At 69.4% G+C, this 17,667-nt stretch carries 18 protein-coding genes; 14 read left to right on the top strand and 4 right to left on the bottom strand.

Annotation, left to right across the window (positions count from 1 at the left end; genetic code table 11):
• Positions 1-31: 31 nt before the first annotated feature.
• The 3 genes from ACYBYQ_RS16490 to ACYBYQ_RS16500 are packed head-to-tail and all read right to left on the bottom strand — an operon-like array spanning position 32 to position 2,711.
• Positions 32-1,036 (bottom strand): Bug family tripartite tricarboxylate transporter substrate binding protein, encoded by a 1,005-nt coding sequence (locus ACYBYQ_RS16490; RefSeq protein WP_459615483.1) that lies wholly within the window; start codon positions 1,034-1,036, stop codon positions 32-34.
• Positions 1,037-1,061: 25 nt separating this feature from the next.
• Positions 1,062-2,051 (bottom strand): tripartite tricarboxylate transporter substrate binding protein, encoded by a 990-nt coding sequence (locus ACYBYQ_RS16495; RefSeq protein ID WP_459615485.1) that lies wholly within the window; start codon positions 2,049-2,051, stop codon positions 1,062-1,064.
• Between the two features lie 27 nt (positions 2,052-2,078).
• The gene (locus ACYBYQ_RS16500; protein ID WP_459615487.1) at positions 2,079-2,711 is read right to left on the bottom strand and encodes a GntR family transcriptional regulator; all 633 of its coding nucleotides are present in this window, start codon (positions 2,709-2,711) and stop codon (positions 2,079-2,081) included.
• A 243-nt stretch (positions 2,712-2,954) separates the two neighbouring features.
• Here ACYBYQ_RS16500 and ACYBYQ_RS16505 point away from each other — a divergent pair, with 243 nt between their 5' ends.
• The 8 genes from ACYBYQ_RS16505 to ACYBYQ_RS16540 are packed head-to-tail and all read left to right on the top strand — an operon-like array spanning position 2,955 to position 10,891.
• Positions 2,955-3,638: a GntR family transcriptional regulator gene (locus ACYBYQ_RS16505; protein ID WP_459615489.1), complete on the top strand. Its 684-nt coding sequence runs from the start codon at positions 2,955-2,957 to the stop codon at positions 3,636-3,638.
• A 20-nt stretch (positions 3,639-3,658) separates the two neighbouring features.
• Positions 3,659-5,371 (top strand): dihydroxy-acid dehydratase, encoded by a 1,713-nt coding sequence (gene ilvD, locus ACYBYQ_RS16510; RefSeq protein ID WP_459615491.1) that lies wholly within the window; start codon positions 3,659-3,661, stop codon positions 5,369-5,371.
• Positions 5,368-6,258, top strand: a complete 891-nt coding sequence (locus ACYBYQ_RS16515; protein WP_459615493.1) for an NAD(P)-dependent oxidoreductase — start codon at positions 5,368-5,370, stop codon at positions 6,256-6,258. The genes ilvD and ACYBYQ_RS16515 overlap by 4 nt, the downstream gene beginning before the upstream one ends.
• Positions 6,255-7,052, top strand: coding sequence for a hydroxypyruvate isomerase family protein (locus ACYBYQ_RS16520; protein WP_459615495.1), 798 nt, complete (start codon positions 6,255-6,257; stop codon positions 7,050-7,052). Before ACYBYQ_RS16515 ends, ACYBYQ_RS16520 begins: the two co-directional genes overlap by 4 nt.
• The gene (locus tag ACYBYQ_RS16525; RefSeq protein ID WP_459615497.1) at positions 7,049-7,999 is read left to right on the top strand and encodes an SDR family oxidoreductase; all 951 of its coding nucleotides are present in this window, start codon (positions 7,049-7,051) and stop codon (positions 7,997-7,999) included. The genes ACYBYQ_RS16520 and ACYBYQ_RS16525 overlap by 4 nt, the downstream gene beginning before the upstream one ends.
• A 43-nt stretch (positions 8,000-8,042) precedes the next feature.
• Positions 8,043-9,071 carry a TRAP transporter substrate-binding protein gene (locus ACYBYQ_RS16530; protein WP_459615499.1) on the top strand — a complete coding sequence of 343 codons (1,029 nt, stop codon included), beginning with the start codon at positions 8,043-8,045 and terminating at the stop codon, positions 9,069-9,071.
• 49 nt (positions 9,072-9,120) lie between these two features.
• On the top strand, positions 9,121-9,606 hold the full coding sequence (locus tag ACYBYQ_RS16535; RefSeq protein ID WP_459615501.1) for a TRAP transporter small permease: 486 nt from the start codon (positions 9,121-9,123) through the stop codon (positions 9,604-9,606).
• Positions 9,599-10,891 carry a TRAP transporter large permease gene (locus ACYBYQ_RS16540; RefSeq protein ID WP_459615503.1) on the top strand — a complete coding sequence of 431 codons (1,293 nt, stop codon included), beginning with the start codon at positions 9,599-9,601 and terminating at the stop codon, positions 10,889-10,891. The genes ACYBYQ_RS16535 and ACYBYQ_RS16540 overlap by 8 nt, the downstream gene beginning before the upstream one ends.
• Before the next feature lie 48 nt (positions 10,892-10,939).
• On the opposite strand, the gene ACYBYQ_RS16545 is transcribed toward ACYBYQ_RS16540, so the two are convergent.
• Positions 10,940-11,839, bottom strand: coding sequence for a LysR family transcriptional regulator (locus ACYBYQ_RS16545; protein ID WP_459615505.1), 900 nt, complete (start codon positions 11,837-11,839; stop codon positions 10,940-10,942).
• Positions 11,840-11,937: 98 nt separating this feature from the next.
• Here ACYBYQ_RS16545 and ACYBYQ_RS16550 point away from each other — a divergent pair, with 98 nt between their 5' ends.
• From ACYBYQ_RS16550 to ACYBYQ_RS16575, 6 genes are all read left to right on the top strand, one after another.
• The gene (locus tag ACYBYQ_RS16550) at positions 11,938-13,092 is read left to right on the top strand and encodes a TauD/TfdA family dioxygenase (protein ID WP_459615507.1); all 1,155 of its coding nucleotides are present in this window, start codon (positions 11,938-11,940) and stop codon (positions 13,090-13,092) included.
• An 11-nt stretch (positions 13,093-13,103) separates the two neighbouring features.
• Positions 13,104-13,976, top strand: coding sequence for an isocitrate lyase/PEP mutase family protein (locus tag ACYBYQ_RS16555; RefSeq protein ID WP_459615509.1), 873 nt, complete (start codon positions 13,104-13,106; stop codon positions 13,974-13,976).
• Positions 13,977-14,021: 45 nt separating this feature from the next.
• On the top strand, positions 14,022-14,993 hold the full coding sequence (locus ACYBYQ_RS16560; protein ID WP_459615511.1) for a Bug family tripartite tricarboxylate transporter substrate binding protein: 972 nt from the start codon (positions 14,022-14,024) through the stop codon (positions 14,991-14,993).
• Between the two features lie 13 nt (positions 14,994-15,006).
• Positions 15,007-15,909, top strand: a complete 903-nt coding sequence (locus ACYBYQ_RS16565; RefSeq protein WP_459615513.1) for an amidohydrolase family protein — start codon at positions 15,007-15,009, stop codon at positions 15,907-15,909.
• Between the two features lie 42 nt (positions 15,910-15,951).
• Positions 15,952-16,905, top strand: a complete 954-nt coding sequence (locus tag ACYBYQ_RS16570; protein ID WP_459615515.1) for a Bug family tripartite tricarboxylate transporter substrate binding protein — start codon at positions 15,952-15,954, stop codon at positions 16,903-16,905.
• Positions 16,906-17,003: 98 nt separating this feature from the next.
• Positions 17,004-17,663, top strand: coding sequence for a GntR family transcriptional regulator (locus tag ACYBYQ_RS16575; RefSeq protein WP_459615517.1), 660 nt, complete (start codon positions 17,004-17,006; stop codon positions 17,661-17,663).
• The last annotated feature ends 4 nt before the right edge of the window (positions 17,664-17,667 follow it).

Here is a 17,667-nt window from a genome sequence, read left to right on the forward strand (position 1 = left end):
GTAGTTTCCTGGTTGGGTTGGTACGAGAGGGTCATTCCACCTGGATCCCGGCGGCCTGCACGAGACGCTGGTACTTGGACGCCTCGGCCTTCACGAAGGCGCCGAACTCGTCCGCCGTGTTCGCGGGCACGGCGGCGCCGTCGGCCTCGAAGCGCTGGCGCGTGGCCGGCTCGGCCAGGATCTCGTTGATGTGCCGGTTCAGCGCCGACACCACGGGCGCGGGGGTGCCGGCAGGCGCGAACAGGCCGCCCCACAGGCTGAATTGGAACGCCGGCGCCAGCGTTTCGGCAATCGTGGGCACGTCCGGCAATGCGGCCATGCGTTGCCGAGACGACACCGCCAGCACGCGCAGCTGCCCCGACTTCACATGCGGCATGGCCGCCGACGCACTGGAGAAGAAGAAATCCACGTGGCCGCCCAGCAGGTCCGTCATCGCCTGGCCCGCCCCCTTGTACGGCGCATGCAGCATGCGGGTGCCGGTTTCCAGCGCCAGGGCCGCGGCTGCCAGGTGGCCCGGCGTCGCGGTGCCCGACGAGGCGTATGCCACGGCATCGGCCTGGGCGCGCGCCGCCCCGATCAGCGCCTGCAGATCCGCATGGGGGGACTTGGCCGGCACCACCAGCACCAGCGGCGAGTCGCCGACCAGCACCACGGGCGCGAACTCGCGCAACGGGTCGTAGCCCGGCGCCTTCATGGCATAGGGATTGACGGCGATCTCGCCCGTCTGGCCCAGCAGCAGCGTGTGGCCATCGGGCTTCGCACGCACGACCAGGCGCGCGCCCAGCGCGCCGGATGCGCCCGGCCGGTTCTCCACGATCACGGACTGCTTCAGGCGCGCCCCCAGGGGCTCGGCCAGGATGCGCGCGAACACGTCGCCTTGCCCGCCCGGCGCATACGGCACGACGATCGTGACGGGCCGCGATGGATAGGCCTCCTGCGCCAGGGCGCGCGCGCCCGGCAGCCATGCCGCGCCTGCGCAGGCCAGCTTGAGGATCTGGCGGCGCGACAGCGGCCGGCTCTTCTGTTCGTTCATCATTGCGTCTCCTTGAAGAAATAATGCGTCAATCCAGCGTCATGCCCGAGCGCTTCACGACCCCGCGCCACATGTCCAGCTCGGCTGCCAGGGCCTGGGCGAAATCGGCCGGACTGCCGCTGAGAGTGTCCGCGCCTTCATGAACCAGGCGCTCGTGCACCAGCTTCGCGCCTGCCGCGGCGTTGATCTCGCGGTTGAGCTGCTCGACGATTTCCGGGGGGGTGCCCTTCGGGGCCAGGATTCCCCACCAGGTGGTGATGTCGAAATCCGGCAGGCCGGCTTCCGCCATCGTGGGCGTTTCCGGAAACAGCGGCGAACGCTGCCTGCCCGTGACGGCCAGCAGGTCCACCCGTCCGTCGCGCACCTGGGACAGCATGGTGGGCACGGTGGCGAAGAAGACCTGCACGCGGCCGGCCAGCAGATCCACCGTGGCGGGGCCGCTGCCCTTGTAGGGCACGTGGGTCATGTCCACGCCGGCCTGCTGCTTGAACAGCTCGCCGGCAAGGTGGTTGATGCTGCCGTTGCCGGCGGAGCAGAAGTTCAGGCCGGCATCGGGCTTGCCCGCCAGCTCGCGCAATTGCGCCACGGAACGCAAGCCCAGGTTCTTCGCCGCGACCACCAGCAGCGGACCGCGGCCCAGCATCGCCACCGGCTCGAACGACTCGCGCACGTCGTACGTGGAAGCCATGCCGGCTGCGGCGTTGGTGACGAAAGTGGAGGTGGCGAACAGCAGCGTGTGGCCGTCCGCCCTGGCCCCTGCCACGTAGCCGGCGCCGATGGCGCCCCCGCCGCCGCCGCGGTTTTCCACCACCACGGGCTGCCCGAGGCGCTCCGACAGCGTGCGCGCCAGGTCGCGGGCGATGCTGTCGGTGCCGCCGCCTGCGGCGAAGGGCACGACCAGCGTGACGGGACGGTCGGGAAAGCCGGCGGATCGGGCTGCCGGCGCAAGCATGGCGGAGGTTGCGGCAAGCATCAGGGCCGTCAGCAATTGCCGCCGGCGCCGGGGGGATGTGGACATGGTCTGTCTCCGAACAACAGCGTGCGCTCAGCCCTGGCGCAGCATCTTCAGTCTTTCCAGCAGGGCCTGGTGTATGTGGTGCTGCGCGGCTTGCTGCGCGCGAAGGGCGTCGCGGGCGCGGATCGCGTCGACGATCTCGCGATGTTCCTGGTCGGAACGCCGGGCCCGTTCGGGCGTGCTGAGCGTGCTGCGGCCCAGCAGGTACGTGGTGTCCGTGAGCGACTGCAGCGAGCGGATCAGGTAGCGGTTGTGCGCCGCGCTGTAGATGGCTGCATGGAAGTGCAGGTTCTGCGCCACCGGATCGCCGCCATCGCCGTCGTCCAGTATGGCCTGCATGTTGGCAATCTCGGCTTCCGTGGCGTGCCGCGCGGCGAATGCCGCGGCCGCCCCCTCCAGCACTTCGCGCATGGCATAGAGTTCGCCCACCTCCTGCGGGCCCATGGTGGCCACCACCATGCCGCGGCCCGGCTGGTGCGTGATCAGCCCTTCATCATGGATGCGCTTGAGCGCCTCGCGCACGGGCGTGCGGCCCAGCTGGAGCAGGCCGGCGATCTCGACCTCGCGCAGGCGGGTATCCGGCGGGAATTCGCCGGCAAGGATGCGGCGCTTGATCTCGTTGTAGGCGGCGTACGAACGCGACTGGCTCTGGGGAATGGGCATGTCTCGACCTTTTTGTATATTTTTGCATACAAAAAATAGCGTCGCAAACCGCCGCCACGGGGCTGCCGTTCGCCCGCGGCACCGGCACGCCCCGTATCGGAGTCCGGCGCAGGCCGGCGGATCCGCTTCGGGAAAAACGCCTGCGGGGAAAGCCGCCCTGGCCCTCCTGTAAGGGGAAACCTGAATAGGCGGTGCGACGCTTTTTGCGCACATTAGCGACTTTGATTTTTGATCAAAGATCGAATGCCCCGCCATCCCGACCTGGAGCCCCTGGTTCACACCTCGGTCCACGAAGCCGTCTACCGCCGGCTGCGCGACCACCTGATGCGCGGCGACTATGCCGCCGGCGAGATCCTGGGCATCCAGGAGCTGGCGGATGCCTTCGGCACCAGCGCCATGCCGGTACGGGAGGCGCTGCGCCGGCTGGCCGCGCAGCGGGCGCTGGAACCCATGAAAAGCCGTTCCATGCGGGTGCCGGTCATCTCGCGCGCGCGGCTGGAAGACATCCGCCGCGCGCGCGTGCTGATCGAAGGCACGGTCACCGCCTGGGCGGTCGAGCACATCGACGCCGAAACGCTGGAAACGCTGCGCGCGCTGGCCGCGCAGATCGGCCAGTCGCTGGCCGATCCCGCCTCGGTGCGGGACGGCCTGGAAAACAACCAGCTCTTCCACTTCACCATCTATCGCGCCGCCCGGTCGGATTCGATGCTGGCCACGATCGAAAGCCTGTGGCTGCAATCGGGCCCCTACCTGCGCGCCACCCGCGCCCTCATGCACTCGCACGAACGTCCTTCCGCCGAGTTTCACGCCGCCATCGTGCAGGCCATCGCGCAGCGCGACGCCGACAAGGCCCGGGCGGCCATGGAGCGCGACATCTGCTGGGCCTTCGACAAACTCGCCGCCCACCGCACCGCGCTGGCCGGCTGATCCACCAGGAACCTCCCGCAATGTCCCTGCACAAGCACCGCTCCCGCATGGTCACCGACGGCCTGACCCGGGCGCCGCACCGCGCGTTCCTGCGCGCCACCGGGTTCGACGACGCCGCGCTGGAAAAATCGGTGGTCGGCATCGTCAGCACCCAGGGCGAGAACACGCCCTGCTCGATGGGCCTGGCTCCGCAGGCGGACCGGGCCCGGCTGGGCGTCGCGGCGGGCGGCGGCGTGCCCGTCAGCTTCTCGACCATCTCGGTGTCCGATGGCACGTCCATGAATCATGCCGGCATGCGCATGAGCCTGCTGTCGCGCGAGACGATCGCCGACAGCGTCGAGCTGGTGGTCCGCGGCCATGCCTACGACGGCCTGGTGGCCTTCGCCGGCTGCGACAAGACGCTGCCGGCCATGATGATGGCCATGGTGCGCGTCAACGTGCCGGCGGTGTTCCTCTATGGCGGGGCCACGCTGCCCGGCCACGCCCTGGGGCGCCAGGCCACCATCCTGGACACCATCGAGGCGGTGGGCCGCGTGCAGCACGGCGCCATGACGGCGGCCGAGCTCAAGCTGATGGAGCGCACCTGCACCCCGTCGGCCGGTTCGTGCCCAGGCCAGTTCACCGCCAACACCATGGCCATGGTGGGCGAAGCGCTGGGCCTGTCGCCGCTCGGCTCGGCAATGATGCCGGCGGTGTACAGCGAACGGCTGGCCCTGGCCCAGCGGGCCGGCGAGCAGGTCATGCGCACCCTGGCGCAGGGCGGCCCGCTGCCGCGCGACCTGGTCACCCGGGCGAGCCTGGACAACGCCTGCGCCGCGGTGGCGGCCACCGGCGGCTCGACCAACGCCGCGCTGCACATCCCCGCGATTGCCCACGAAGCCGGCATCCGCTATACCCTGGACGACGTCGCGCGCGTGTTCCAGCGCACCCCGCTCATCGCCGACCTGCAGCCGGGCGGCCGCTTCCTGGCCCGCGACCTGCACGAAGCCGGCGGCGTGCCCGCCGTGCTCAAGGCCCTGCTGGCAGGCGGCCATATCGACGGCAGCGTGCTCACGCTCGACGGGCGTCCCCTGGCGCAAGCGCTGGCGGACGCGCCCGAACCGGACGGCGAAGTCGTGCGTCCCTGCGAGCGTGCCCTCCATCCGTCGGGCGGCGTCACCGTGCTCAAGGGCAATCTCAGCCCGCAGGGCGCCCTGCTGAAGATCGCCGGCCTGAAATCGCTGCGCTTTTCCGGGCCGGCCCGCGTGTTCGAGAACGAAGAAGACTGCATGCGCGCCGTCTCCCAACGCACCTACCGGCCGGGCGAAGTCCTGGTCATCCGCAACGAGGGCCCCAAGGGCGGCCCCGGCATGCGCGAGATGCTGAGCGTGACGGCGGCCCTGTACGGGCAAGGCATGGGCGAGAAAGTCGCGCTGCTCACCGACGGCCGTTTCTCGGGCGCCACGCGCGGCCTGTGCATCGGCTATGCCGGTCCGGAGGCGGCGGCGGGCGGCCCCATCGGCCTGATCCGCGATGGCGACATGATCCACATCGACGCGCAGGCCAACACCTTGAATGTCGAACTGAGCGACGCCGAACTGGCGGCCCGGCGGGCCAGCCATGTGCCGCCGGCCCGGCCGCGCCTGGCCGGCGCGCTGGAAAAATACGCGCTGCTGGTGCGCCCCGCCCACGAAGGCGCCGTCACGCACTCCGGCGCCGTCGAATGGCCTTACGAAACACCGGAGGCAGAATGATTGCAACCGTTGCGTTCTGCGGCATCGGCCTGATGGGCGCGCCCATGGCGCGCCGCCTGCTGGCGGCCGGCCATCGCGTGCGCGTCTGGAACCGCAGCCCCGAGAAGGCGCGCGCGCTGGCCGTCGAGGGCGCCGAGCCGGCCGATACGCCGGCGGCGGCCGCCGCCGGGTGCGATGCCGTGTTCCTGTGCCTGACCGACGAAGCGGCGGTGCGGGACACGGTATTCGGCGAGCAGGGCGTGCAGCGCGCCGCCGGCGCCTGGCTGGTCGACCACTCCAGCATTGCGCCCGTAACGACACGCCAGTACGCCGACAAGCTGCGCCAGGCCTGCGGCCGCGTCTGGATCGACGCGCCGGTATCCGGCGGCGTCGCGGGCGCGCAGGCCGGCACCCTGTCCATCATGGCGGGCGGGCCGGCCGAGGCGGTCGATGCCGTCTCGCCGTGGCTGCGCGCGTACGCGGGCCGCATCACGCGCATGGGCGACGTGGGCGCCGGCCAGGTCGCCAAGCTGTGCAACCAGACCATCGTCGCCAGCACCGTCAATGCCATCGCCGAGGCGGTGGCCCTGGCGCAGCGCAGCGGCATCGACGCAGCCGCCCTGCGCACCGCGCTGGCGGGCGGCTGGGCCGACTCCACGCTGCTGCAGATCTTCGTGCCGCGCATGACGGCGCCGGTCGAGCAGCCGCTGGGTTCGGTGGCCACCATGCTCAAGGATGTCGAGAACGTGGCGGCCCTGGCGCGCGCCACCGGCACCGAACTGGCCGGCCTGAACGGCGTGCTGGCCAGCTACCGGGCCGCCGCCGCCCAAGGGCTGGGGCCGGCCGACCTGTCCGATATCGTTCGCGTGGCATGGCCCGAGCGGCCGGCCACGCACAAGGAGCCATGATGAAACTGGCCGCCAATCTCTCGTTGCTCTATCCCGGCCTGCCGCTGGCCGAGCGCATGGCCGCGGCCGCGCACGACGGTTTTGCCGGCGTGGAGATCCTGTTCCCCTACGACATCGCGCCGCAGGAGCTTGCCGCCATGCTGCGCGACCACGCGCTGGAACTCGTGCTGGTGAACACACTGCCCGGCCAGGCGGGCGAAAAAGGCCTGGCCTGCCTGCCCGGACGCGAAGACGACTTCCGGCAGGCCCTGCGGCGCGCGCTGCAGGTGTGCGAGGCCACGCAATGCCGCATGATCCACGCCATGGCGGGCATCCCGCCGGCAGGCACCACGCACGGCGCCTGCCGCGCCACGCTGATCGACAATCTGCGCGAAGCCGCCGTGCTGGCGGAGCAGACAGGCGTGACGCTGACGCTCGAAGCCCTCAACCGGGCCGATGCGCCGGGCTATTTCTACTACCGGCCCGATCAGGTGGCCGACATCATCGCCGCGGTGGGCCACGATGCCGTGCGCCTGCAGTTCGACCTCTACCATACCCAGCGCGAAGGCCTGGACATGGACGCCGCGCTCGACCAGGCGCTGCCGTGGGTGCGCCACGTGCAATTCGCCGGCCCGGCCGGCCGGCATGAGCCGGACCCTACCGACCCCGCCGTGGCGCGCGCGCTGCGCACCCTGGCCGCAAGCGGCTATGCAGGCTGGATCGGCTGCGAATACATCCCGGCCGGCGATACCTCGGCGGGGCTCGCATGGCGGCGCGACTACCAGGCCATCCTCGATGCGGTGGGCGCGGCATGAACATCCTCATAACCGGCGCCAATGGCTATATCGGCCGCGCCCTGGTGCAGCGGCTCTGCGCCATGCCGGCCTTGCCCGGCTACGGCGCGCCCACCGCGATCACCCTATGCGACCTCGCCCTGGATGCGCCGCCGGCCGACCCGCGCATCCGAGGCATCACGGGCAATTTCGCCGATCCGGCCGTGCTGGCCGCCATGACCGAGCCGGCGCCCGACCTGGTGTTTCATCTGGCCAGCGTGGCCAGCGGACGGGCCGAGCAGCAGTTCGAACTCGGCCTGCAGGTCAACCTGGAAGGATCGCTGCGCCTGCTGGAGCGGCTGCGGCAACAAGGCCGCGCCCCCGGCCTGGTATTCACCAGCAGCATCGCCGTGTTCGGCGCGCCCCTGCCGCCCCGCGTGGACGACGCCACGCCGGCCGTGCCGGCCCTGAGCTACGGCGCGCACAAGCTCGCCATGGAAATCCTGCTGGCCGACTACACGCGGCGCGGCTTCGTGCGGGCCCGGGCCGTGCGCCTGCCCGGCATCGTGCCGCGCCCGGCCGCGCCCAACGGCGCCTGGTCGGTGTTTTCCAGCACACTGATACGCTCGCTGGCGGCCGGCGAACCCTGCACCATGCCGGTGAGCCCGCAGGCCACGCTGTGGCTCATGTCGCGCCACTGCTGCATCGACAACCTGCTGCATGCCGCCGGCCTGACTGCCCGGCCGCCGGGCGAGCGCATCGTCTGGACCCTGCCGGCCCTGCGCGTCTCGGTGGAGCAGATCGTGCAGGCCTTCGATGCGCGCGGCGTCCGCGCGCGCGAGCTGGTGCGCTATGCGCCCGACCCGGACATCGAAGCCCAGTTCGGCGCGCAGCCGCCGTTGTACACGCCTGCCGCCGAAGCGGCGGGATTCGGCCACGACGGCGACCTGCCTACCCTGCTGGACCGCGCCGCGGCGGCCTCGCCTTAGCCCGGACCCAGCCAGAACACCAAGACCATACCGAGGAGACACCATGACCAAGACCCTGGCCACCATCGTGATTGCCGGCGCGGCATTGGCCGCCGCCCTGCCCGCGCAGGCACAGAAGAAAGTCGAACTGACCGTATCCAGCTGGCTGCCTCCCACCCATGCGGTGGTCGCAGACTTCATCATGCCCTGGGCCAAGGAGATCGAGCAGGCCACCGACGGCCGCGTGACCCTGCGCCTGCTGCCCAAGCCGGTCACCAACCCGGCCGGGCATTTCGACGCGGTGCGCGACGGCCTGGTGGACATTTCATTCATCTCCCACGCCTACTATCCGGGCCGCTTCCAGCTCACCAAATTCGCCGTGATGCCGTTCTCCGGCAACACCGCCACCTCGCGCTCCATCGCCGCGTGGGACACCTACGAGAAGTACCTGCTGCCCGCCGACGAGCACAAGGGCGTACGGCTGCTGGGCATCTACGCGCACGGCCCCGGCATCGCATTCACGACCAGCAGGCTGCTTGCGAACATCGATGCCTTCCAGGGCTTGAAGGTGCGGGTGGGCGGCGGCATGGCGGCCGATGTCGCCAAGGCAATCGGCGCCATACCGATCGCCAAGCCGGCCCCGGAATCCTATGAGCTGCTGAGCACCGGCGTGGTGGACGGCGTGTTCTTCCCCGCCGAGTCGCTGGTGTCCTTCAAGCTCGACGGCATCATCAAGAACGCCACGGTCTTTCCTGGCGGGCTGTACTCGGACTCGCACGCGGTCATCATGAACCGCGACGCATTCGCGCGCCTGTCCAGGCAGGACCAGGACGCCTTGCTCAAGCTGTCGGGCCGCCACCTGGCCGAACTGGCCGGCAAGGCGTGGGACAAGCACGACGCCGAAGCGCACAAGGTGCTGAACGGCGGCGGAATACAAGTGGTGCATGCGGACCCCGCGCTGGTGGCGGCGGTGCGCGAGCGCACCCAGGGCTTCGAGCAGGCCTGGCTGGACGCGGCCGCGGCCAAAGGCATCGACGGCCCGGCCGCGCTGGCGGCGTTTCGCGCCGAGATCAAGCAGCTCGACGGCCAATGAGCGCGGCAGGCGCCGGCCCGAGGCCGGCGCGCATTCCAGCGAGGACGCCATGAAGATCCTGAACTGCGCGATCGTGGCCTTGCTCAAGGCCATCGCGGTGATCAGCCTGTGCGGCATGAGCCTGCTGACCGTCGTCGACGCGACGGGCCGCTATCTGCTCAACCGCCCCATCATCGGCTCGGTCGAGCTGGTCGAGCTGATGATGATCGCCGTCATCTTCTCCAGCATTCCTCTCATGACCCGTTCGCGCGGCCACATCACGATGGACGGCTTCAGCCACCTGTTCACGGCGCGCGCCGTGCGCCTGCAGGATCGCTTCGGTGCGCTGATCGCCATGATCGTCAGCGGCTTCCTGGCCTGGATCACCTGGGGCAAAGCGGCCAGCACCGCCGACTACGGCGACATGACCGCCATGCTGGGCATCCCCCTCGCCCCGTTCGTCTATTTCATGGCCGTACTGCTGGCCCTGGACGCCATCTACCAGGCCGCCAACCTGTGCCGGTCCAGCCCCGAGGAAGCGACGCATCATGACTGAATCCCTGCTGGCGCTCGGCGTCATGTTGTTGCTGGTTTTCCTGCGCGTGCCCGTCGCCTTCGCCATGGCGCTGGTCGGGTTCATCGGCCTGGGACTGGTGCGCAACTGGAACGCGGCCTACGCCATGGCCGGCTCGGTGATCTACGAAAGCGGGTTCCAGTATCTGCTGTCGGTGTTGCCGCTGTTCATCCTGATGGGCAATTTCGTGACCCAGTCGCGCATGTCGCGCGAACTGTATGCGGCCGCGCACGCGGTGCTGGGCCACCGGCGCGGCGGCCTGGCCATGTCCACCATCGTCGCCTGCGGCGGCTTCGGCGCGATCTGCGGCTCCAGCCTGGCCACGGCGGCCACCATGGCCAAAGTGGCCTATCCGGAAATGCGCCGCATCGGCTACAGCGAGAAACTGGCCGCCGGATCGATCGCGGCGGGCGGCACGCTGGGCATCCTGATTCCGCCTTCCATCATCATGGTCGTGTACTGCCTGCTGACCGAGCAGAGCATCGGCAAGATGTTCGCCGCCGGCGTGCTGCCCGGCCTGCTGGCGATAGCCTGCTACATGCTGGCGGTCGGCTGGGTGGTGCGCCGCGATCCGGCCGCCGGCCCCAAGGGCGAGCGCCACACGTGGCCGCAGATCCGTCACGCGCTGGGCCGGGTGTGGAGCGTGCTGGCACTGATCGCCATGCTCATGGGCGGCATCTATGCCGGCGCCTTCACCCCCGCGGAAGCCGCCGGCATCGGCGCGTTCCTGGGTTTCGTCTTCGCCTGCTGCCGCCGCACCATGAGCTGGCGCACTTTCGTGGACGTGGTGGTGGAATCGGCCAAGACCACCGGCATGATCTTCCTGGTGATGATAGGCGCGCTGATGCTGGCCAATTTCATCAATTTCACGTCGCTGCCGGCCGACCTCCTGGCGCTGGTGGAACGCTACCAGCTGAGTCCGCTGGCCGTGATCTTCGCCATCTGCGGCATCTACATCGTGCTGGGCTGCGTCCTCGAGAGCATGTCGATGATCCTGCTGACCGTGCCGGTGTTCTACCCGCTGGTGCAGAGCCTGGGGTTCGACCTGATCTGGTTCGGCATCATCGTGGTGGTGGTCACCGAGATCAGCTTCATCACCCCGCCGTTCGGCATGAACGTGTTCGTGCTGCGCGGCCTGCTGCCCGGCGTCAGCACGCAGACGATTTTCCGCGGGGTGATGCCCTTCGTCATCGGCGACGTCGGACGGCTGAGCCTCCTGATCCTGTTTCCGGCAATCTCGCTGTACCTTCCGCAGTTCGTCAACTAGGGCCGCCGCAGCGCGCCGGACAAGCTTCGCCGGCAGTCGTCCCCCGGTTCAGCGCCCGACCGGCGCCGTCTTGCGCTGGTACGTGGCCAGGCTGGACTGCATGGCCTCGCGTACGGCGTCGACCAGCCGGTTGTCGTCGTCGTGCTTGCGCGTGACCATCGACAGCTGCAGCACCGGCGCGCCGCGGCCCAGCCGCACGATACGCACGGGATAGTTCTGCAGGGCCTGCGGATCAGGCATCTGCAGCACCGAGAGCCCCAAGCCGGCGCTCACCATGGCGACGATGGCCGGCGCACTGTCGAACTCCAGCGTGCCGTGGACCTCCGATACATTCGCGCTGACATACTGGTGCGCCATGGTGCCCGTGACGGTGCCGCGGTCGTAGCGGATCCAGTCGTACTGACGGAACAGCGCGGCCACGCTGTTGTCCTGCGCGTCGGGCGGCGCCACCACCACGAGCTCGCGCCGCAGCATCGGCGTCCAGCGCAGGCGGGCGGAGCCTCCCGTGGGGGGCTGCGCCACCAGCGCGGCATCGATCTCTCCCGCCTTGACGGCGGCCGTCAGCGTGCTGCTGCGCCCGCGCGACAGCCTCAGTTCCAGGCGGGGATGGCGTTCGCGCAGGAAACGCATGATTCCCGGCAGCACCACCGGCTGCAGCGATTCGATGACGCCCAGGCGCACCAGCCCCTCCACCGCCAGGCTGTGCCCCGTGCGCAGGGCCTCCAGCCCGCGCAGGCCGTCGCGCAGCAGCGCGGCCACCTCGTGCGCCAGCCGGTTCGGCCGGGCCTGGAGCCCGGAACGATCGAACAGCGGTTTGCCCAGATACAGTTCGAGCTGCTTCATCTGCATGCTGACGGCGCTCGGCGTCACGTTCGCCTGCCTGGCGGCGCCGGCAAAAGTGCCCGCCTGCAGCACCGCCTCGAGGGTGTAGAAGGTCTCGATCTTCATCAAGAATCCTTATGAAGTAGCTCAAATAAGTTCGCTATTCTAATGAAGCACCCCATGCCAGACTAGCGCCCGGATACCTACCACCAGGAGCGAGCACGATGTCTGCCCCCACTCAACCACGCCCCCAGGCCTGGACCGCCCAGCAGGCGCGCGAAGACGATTCATGGGTCCTGCGCCTCACCCAGGAGGAAATCCAGGGCTTTCGCGATGCGCTGGCGCATGCCAGGCAACTGGCCAAGCCCCTGCTCGCCATGGAGCAGGCCGATTTCCCGCTCAGCCCGGCAGCGCGCCAGGTATTGCAGCGCGCGATCGACACCACGCAAGGGCGCTGGGGCATGTGCCTGGTGAAGGGCTTCCCCGTGGACGAATGGACGGAGGCCGAATCGCGCCTGGCCTATTGGGGCATGAGCCTGTACATGGGCGTGGGGCGTACCCAGAACCGCGCCAGCGAATTCATGAACGACGTGCGCAACGAAGGCGGCGAATACAAGGTCAAGGGCGGCCGCGGCTACAACACCAATGCGGGCCTGGACTTCCACCAGGACTCCTGCGACGTGGTCGGCCTGCTCTGCCGCCGCACCGCCAAGGCCGGGGGCACGAGCAAGGTGATCAGCTCCATCGCCCTCTACGAGGAAGTGCAGCGCCGCCGCCCCGACCTGATCCCCGTGCTGAAAGGCGCCTTCTACCACAGCTACCAGGGCACGCAGGATCCCAGCCAGCCGCCCTACTACCGCTGCCCCATCTTCGGCAGCCATCCCGACTACTTCGCCGCGCGCACCAACCGCAAGAACACCATTGCCGCCCAGCGCGACTTTCCCGAAATCCCCCGGCTCACCCCGGCACAGACCGAGGCGCTGGACCTGCTGGACGAGCTGATGCCCAGCGAGCTCCTGTGCTACACCATGGAACTGGAGCAGGGCGACATGCAGTTGCTGAACAACTACGTGACGCTGCATTCGCGCACGCCGTTCGAAGACTACGACGAACCCGACCGCAAGCGCCACCTGTTCCGCCTCTGGCTGTCCATCCCCGGCTCGCAGCCCCTGCCGGCCGACTGGGAGGAATACTACGGCGACGTGCGGGCAGGCGCGGTGCGCGGCGGCGTGCGGGGCAGCGCCATCACGCGCGAGTTCCTGGAATACGAAAAGCGCCAGGCAGCCGCCCTGGGCATGCTGTTCGAGACCTGGCGCCCGAAGGTGCGCAAGGAAGACATGGAACGCATACTCGCCGCCGACGCGACGGCCACGGCTTGAGGAGACCCCGCGTGCCGACATCCCAACTGAAGGAACGCCTGGCCCGGCCCGCGCCGGTGCTGGCGCCCGGCGTCTACGACGCGCTCACTGCGCTCATTGCCGAACAGGCCGGCTTCGACGCGCTGTACCTCTCCGGCGGCGCGGTGGCATACACGCAGCTGGGCCGCTCCGACGTAGGGCTCACCACCGCCACGGAAACCGCCGACGTGCTGGCGCGCATCACCGACCGCGTATCGCTGCCCCTCATCGTCGACGGCGACACGGGCTACGGCAACGCGCTGAACACGCAGCGCACGGTGCGCCTGTTCGAGCGCGCCGGGGCTGCCATGATCCAGCTGGAGGACCAGACCTTCCCCAAGCGCTGCGGACACCTGGATGGCAAGCCGCTGGTCCCGCCGCACGAAATGTGCGGAAAGCTGCGTGCCGCGCTGGATGCCCGGCACGATGCCGGCACGCTCATCCTGGCCCGCACCGATGCCGTCGCGGTGGAGGGCCTGGATGCTGCCATCGAACGCGCGGAGGCCTACCTGGAGTGCGGCGTGGACGCCTTGTTCATCGAGGCCGTGCACAGCGCCCAGGACATGGACCGCGTATGCGGACGCTTCGCCGGCCGCGTGCCCATGCTCGCCAATATGGTCGAGGGCGGCAAGACCCCGATCCAGAGCGCCGCCGAGCTCGGCGCGCGCGGCTATCGCATCGTGATCTACCCCGGCGGCACCGCCCGCTTCGTATCGCGCCAGCTGCAGCGCTATTTCGCCGGCCTCAAGGAGCACGGCACCACCCGGCCGTTCCGCGAGGAGATGAACGACTTCGACGGACTCAATGCGGTGATAGGTACGCCCGAACTGCTGGAGACCGGAAGGCGCTACGCCGGCGAGACCTAGGGCCGTCCAGGCCCGACACTCATCACAAAAAACGAGGAGACAACAATGAAACGCAAGCTCTGCAGCCTGATCGCGATGCTGTGCTGTACCACGGCGATTGCCGCCGGCGGCGCCTACCCCGACAAACCGATCAAGTTGATCGTGCCATTCCCGCCCGGCGGAAACATCGACGCGACGGCCCGGATCGTGGCCGAGGGCCTCTCTGCACAGTTGGGCCAGGCCGTCATCGTCGAGAACCGCGCCGGCGCGGGAGGCATCGTCGGGGCGGAATTCGTGGCGCGCGCCGCGCCCGACGGCTACACCGCGCTGTTGGGATCCACCGGCGCCCTGGCGCCCGTGAAATCGCTGCATCCCGACGCGAAGCTCAGCCCCGCCCAGGACTTCGTATCGGCCGGGTCCATCGCGCGCGCACCGCTGGTCCTGGCCGTAGGCCCGAGCCTGCCGGTCCGGACTCTGGCTGAATTCGTCGAATACGCGAAGGCCAAGGCAGGCAAGCTCACGTTCGCCACCGCCGGCATCGGCACCGCCGCGCACCTGACCGGCGAATACTTCCAGAAGCAAAGCGGCATCCAGCTGCTGCACGTACCGTACAAGGGCAGCAGCCTGGCGGTGTCGGACCTGCTGGGCGGGCATGTAGACCTGACCTTCGACCAGCTGGCGTCCACTCGTGCCCAGATCGAGGCGGGCAAGCTCACGGCGCTGGGCGTAACCACCGCGGAACGCACCGCCATGGCCCCCGGCCTGCCCACCCTCGCCGAATCCGGCCTGCCGGGATTCGAAGCTTCCACCACGACCGGCCTGCTGTTTCCCAAGGGAACGGCGCCCGAGATGCTGCTGCGGGTGAACGCTGCCCTGCAGGCGACGCTCCAGCGCGACGACGTGGCGGGGAAATTCCGCGAGCTGGGCGCCGACCCGCAACCCGGTACGCCCGCGGAATTCGACGCCACCCTGGCAAGCGAGACCGCGAAATGGGCGAACGTCATCTCCGCCGCCGGCATCAAGCCGGCCACCAACTAGAGCGGGACAACTCATGGATCATCACGCCACCGCCGAGCCGCGGCTGTGCCTGCCGCCCATGCGGCAGGTATCCCGGCCGCGCGTCGTGCTCCCTGAGCACGCCACGGATTGCCATTGCCACGTTTACGAAGACCCGGCGCGCCATCCGCTCGCGCCGGGGCGATCCTATACACCGGCCAGCGCCACACTGGAACAGTATCTGGATATGTGCCGCGAGGTGGGCCTGTCCCGTACGGTACAGGTCAGCGCCAGCGTCTACGGCGCCGACAACAGCCTTACCCTCGACGTCATTGGGCGGCTGGGCCAGGATCGGGCCCGTGGCGTCGCGGGCCTGCACCCCGACGTGAGCGACGGCGAGCTGGACGCTCTTCACGCTGGCGGCATGCGCGGCGTGCGCGTATCCACCCACGTCCAGGGCTATGGCGGCACCCAGGCCATCGCGCACTACGCCTCCCGTGTGCAGCGCCTGGGCTGGCACGTCCAGGTGCACGTGGCCCGCGCCGACGAGATCTTCGAACTGGAAGACACCCTGCTGCGCATCCCCGTGCCGCTGGTCTTCGACCACCTGGGCTGCGTGCGCGGCGCCGAAGGACCCGGCCAGCGGGGTTTCCAGGCACTGCTGCGCCTGTTGAAACAGCGGGACGACTGCTGGACGAAGATCTCCAGCTGGTATCGCCGATCGGATGCGGGAGGTACGCACGAAGACATGGAGCCCATCGTCGCGGCCCTCGTCGATACCCGCCCCGACCGCCTGGTATTCGGCACAAACTGGCCCCATCCCGCGCTGTTTCCCCCGCAGGAAGTGCCCGACGACGGCGCGCTGGTCGACGCCTTCACAAGTTGGGTTCCCGACGAAGCCGTGCGCCGGCGCATCCTCGTGGACAACCCCGCGCAACTGTACGGGTTCCCGAATTGACGACTGGCACGCCAGCCGTCCAGAACACTTCCGAGGACAACCATGCATCGCAGATCCTTCATGGGCGCCATCGGCGCCGGCATGCTGGCCGCGTCCGGCCTGGCACGGGCCAGCGCCCCCACACGCATCATCGTGGGCGCCACCCCGGGCGGCGGAACCGACACCGTGGCACGGGTGCTGGCCGCCGAGCTGGGCCAGGCCCTGGGCAGCACCTTCGTGGTGGAGAACCGCCCTGGCGCAGGCGGCAACATCGCCGCCCAGGCCGTGGCCGGCGCGCAGCCGGACGGCGCCACGCTGCTGATGTGCTACACCAGCCATGCCATCAATGCCACGCTGTACGACCAGCTCCCCTTCGATCCCATCAACGACTTCACGCCCATCTCGCAGGTGGCCACGGCGCCCTCCGTGCTGCTGGCCAACCCCAAGGTGCAGGCCGGCAACATGGCCGAGCTCATCGCGCTGGCCAAGGCAAGGCCCGGCCAGCTCAGCATGGCCCTGCCCGGGATCGGGTCGGCCGGCCACCTGGGCTCGGAAGTGATCAGGATGCAGGCGGGCGTCGACATCCTGCTGGTGCCATACAAGGGCACCGCGCCGGCCATGAACGATCTCCTGGGCGGCCAGGTGGACCTGATGTTCGCAGGCGCGGCGCTGGCGAAAGGCCAGCTGCAGTCCGGCACGCTCAAGCCGCTGGGCATCAGCAGCGCCAGGCGCATGAGCAACTACCCCGACATCCCGCCCATCGCCGACACCCTGCCGGGCTACGACTTCAGCGCCTGGTACGGGATGCTGGGGCCCAGGGGCATGGATCCTGCCCGGACGCAACGACTGGCCCAGGCCACGGCGCAGGTGCTGGCGGACCCGGCAATCAGCCGGCGCCTGCTGGACGAGGGCCTGATCGCCGCGAGCAGCACGCCCGACGCATTCAGCCGCTTCATCGGCAGCGAAGTGGCAAGCTGGGGCAAGATCGTGAAGGCCTCGGGCGCGCGCGCAGGCTGAACCCGGGCGCACGCCGGCACGGCGGCGGCCCGACCGCGGACGACAGCCTTCGGGTATAGTCGGCAGCTTCATGCCGCGTACTGGAGCCCACGCCGAACATGCCTAGCGCACGCGACCTGGTCTATGGGGAATTGCGACGCCGTCTGATGTCGGGCGCCTTCCTGCCCGGCGAACGCCTGCGTGAAGAACACATCGCGGCGGAGCTGTCGGTAAGCCGCACGCCGGTGCGCAGCGCCATCGAACGGCTGGTTGCCGACGGGCTGGTCAAGCGCGAAGGACGCGGCACGGTGGTGCTGGGCTGGCTCGATCGCGACATCGACGAAGCCTTCGAGCTGCGGCTGCTGCTGGAGCCCTATGCCGCCCGCGTGGCGGCCGGGCGCGCCACGCCCGGGCAGATCGACCTCCTGGAGTCCCTGAACCTGCAGATGCTGCGCGCCGTGGAATCCGACGAGCCCGATCGCGTCGCGCAGGTGCAGCACTGCAACAACCGTTTCCACCATGCGCTGCTGGAGGCCTCGCAGTCGGCGCGCGTGCGCGCGCTGGTGGAACAGCTGCTGGACATGCCCATCATCATCGGGTCGTTCTACTTCTACAGCCGCGACGACATGCTGCGCAGCGTGGAGCATCACCGCCAGATCATCCTGGCGCTGCGCATGCGCGACGCGGAATATGCCGAGACGGCCACCCGCTTCCATCTCACCGCAACACGGATGCTGTTCCAGAAACAGCGCCGGCGGGACGCACCCGCCGGCCACTGAACCC

The organism is Bordetella sp. 2513F2, assembly GCF_054642735.1.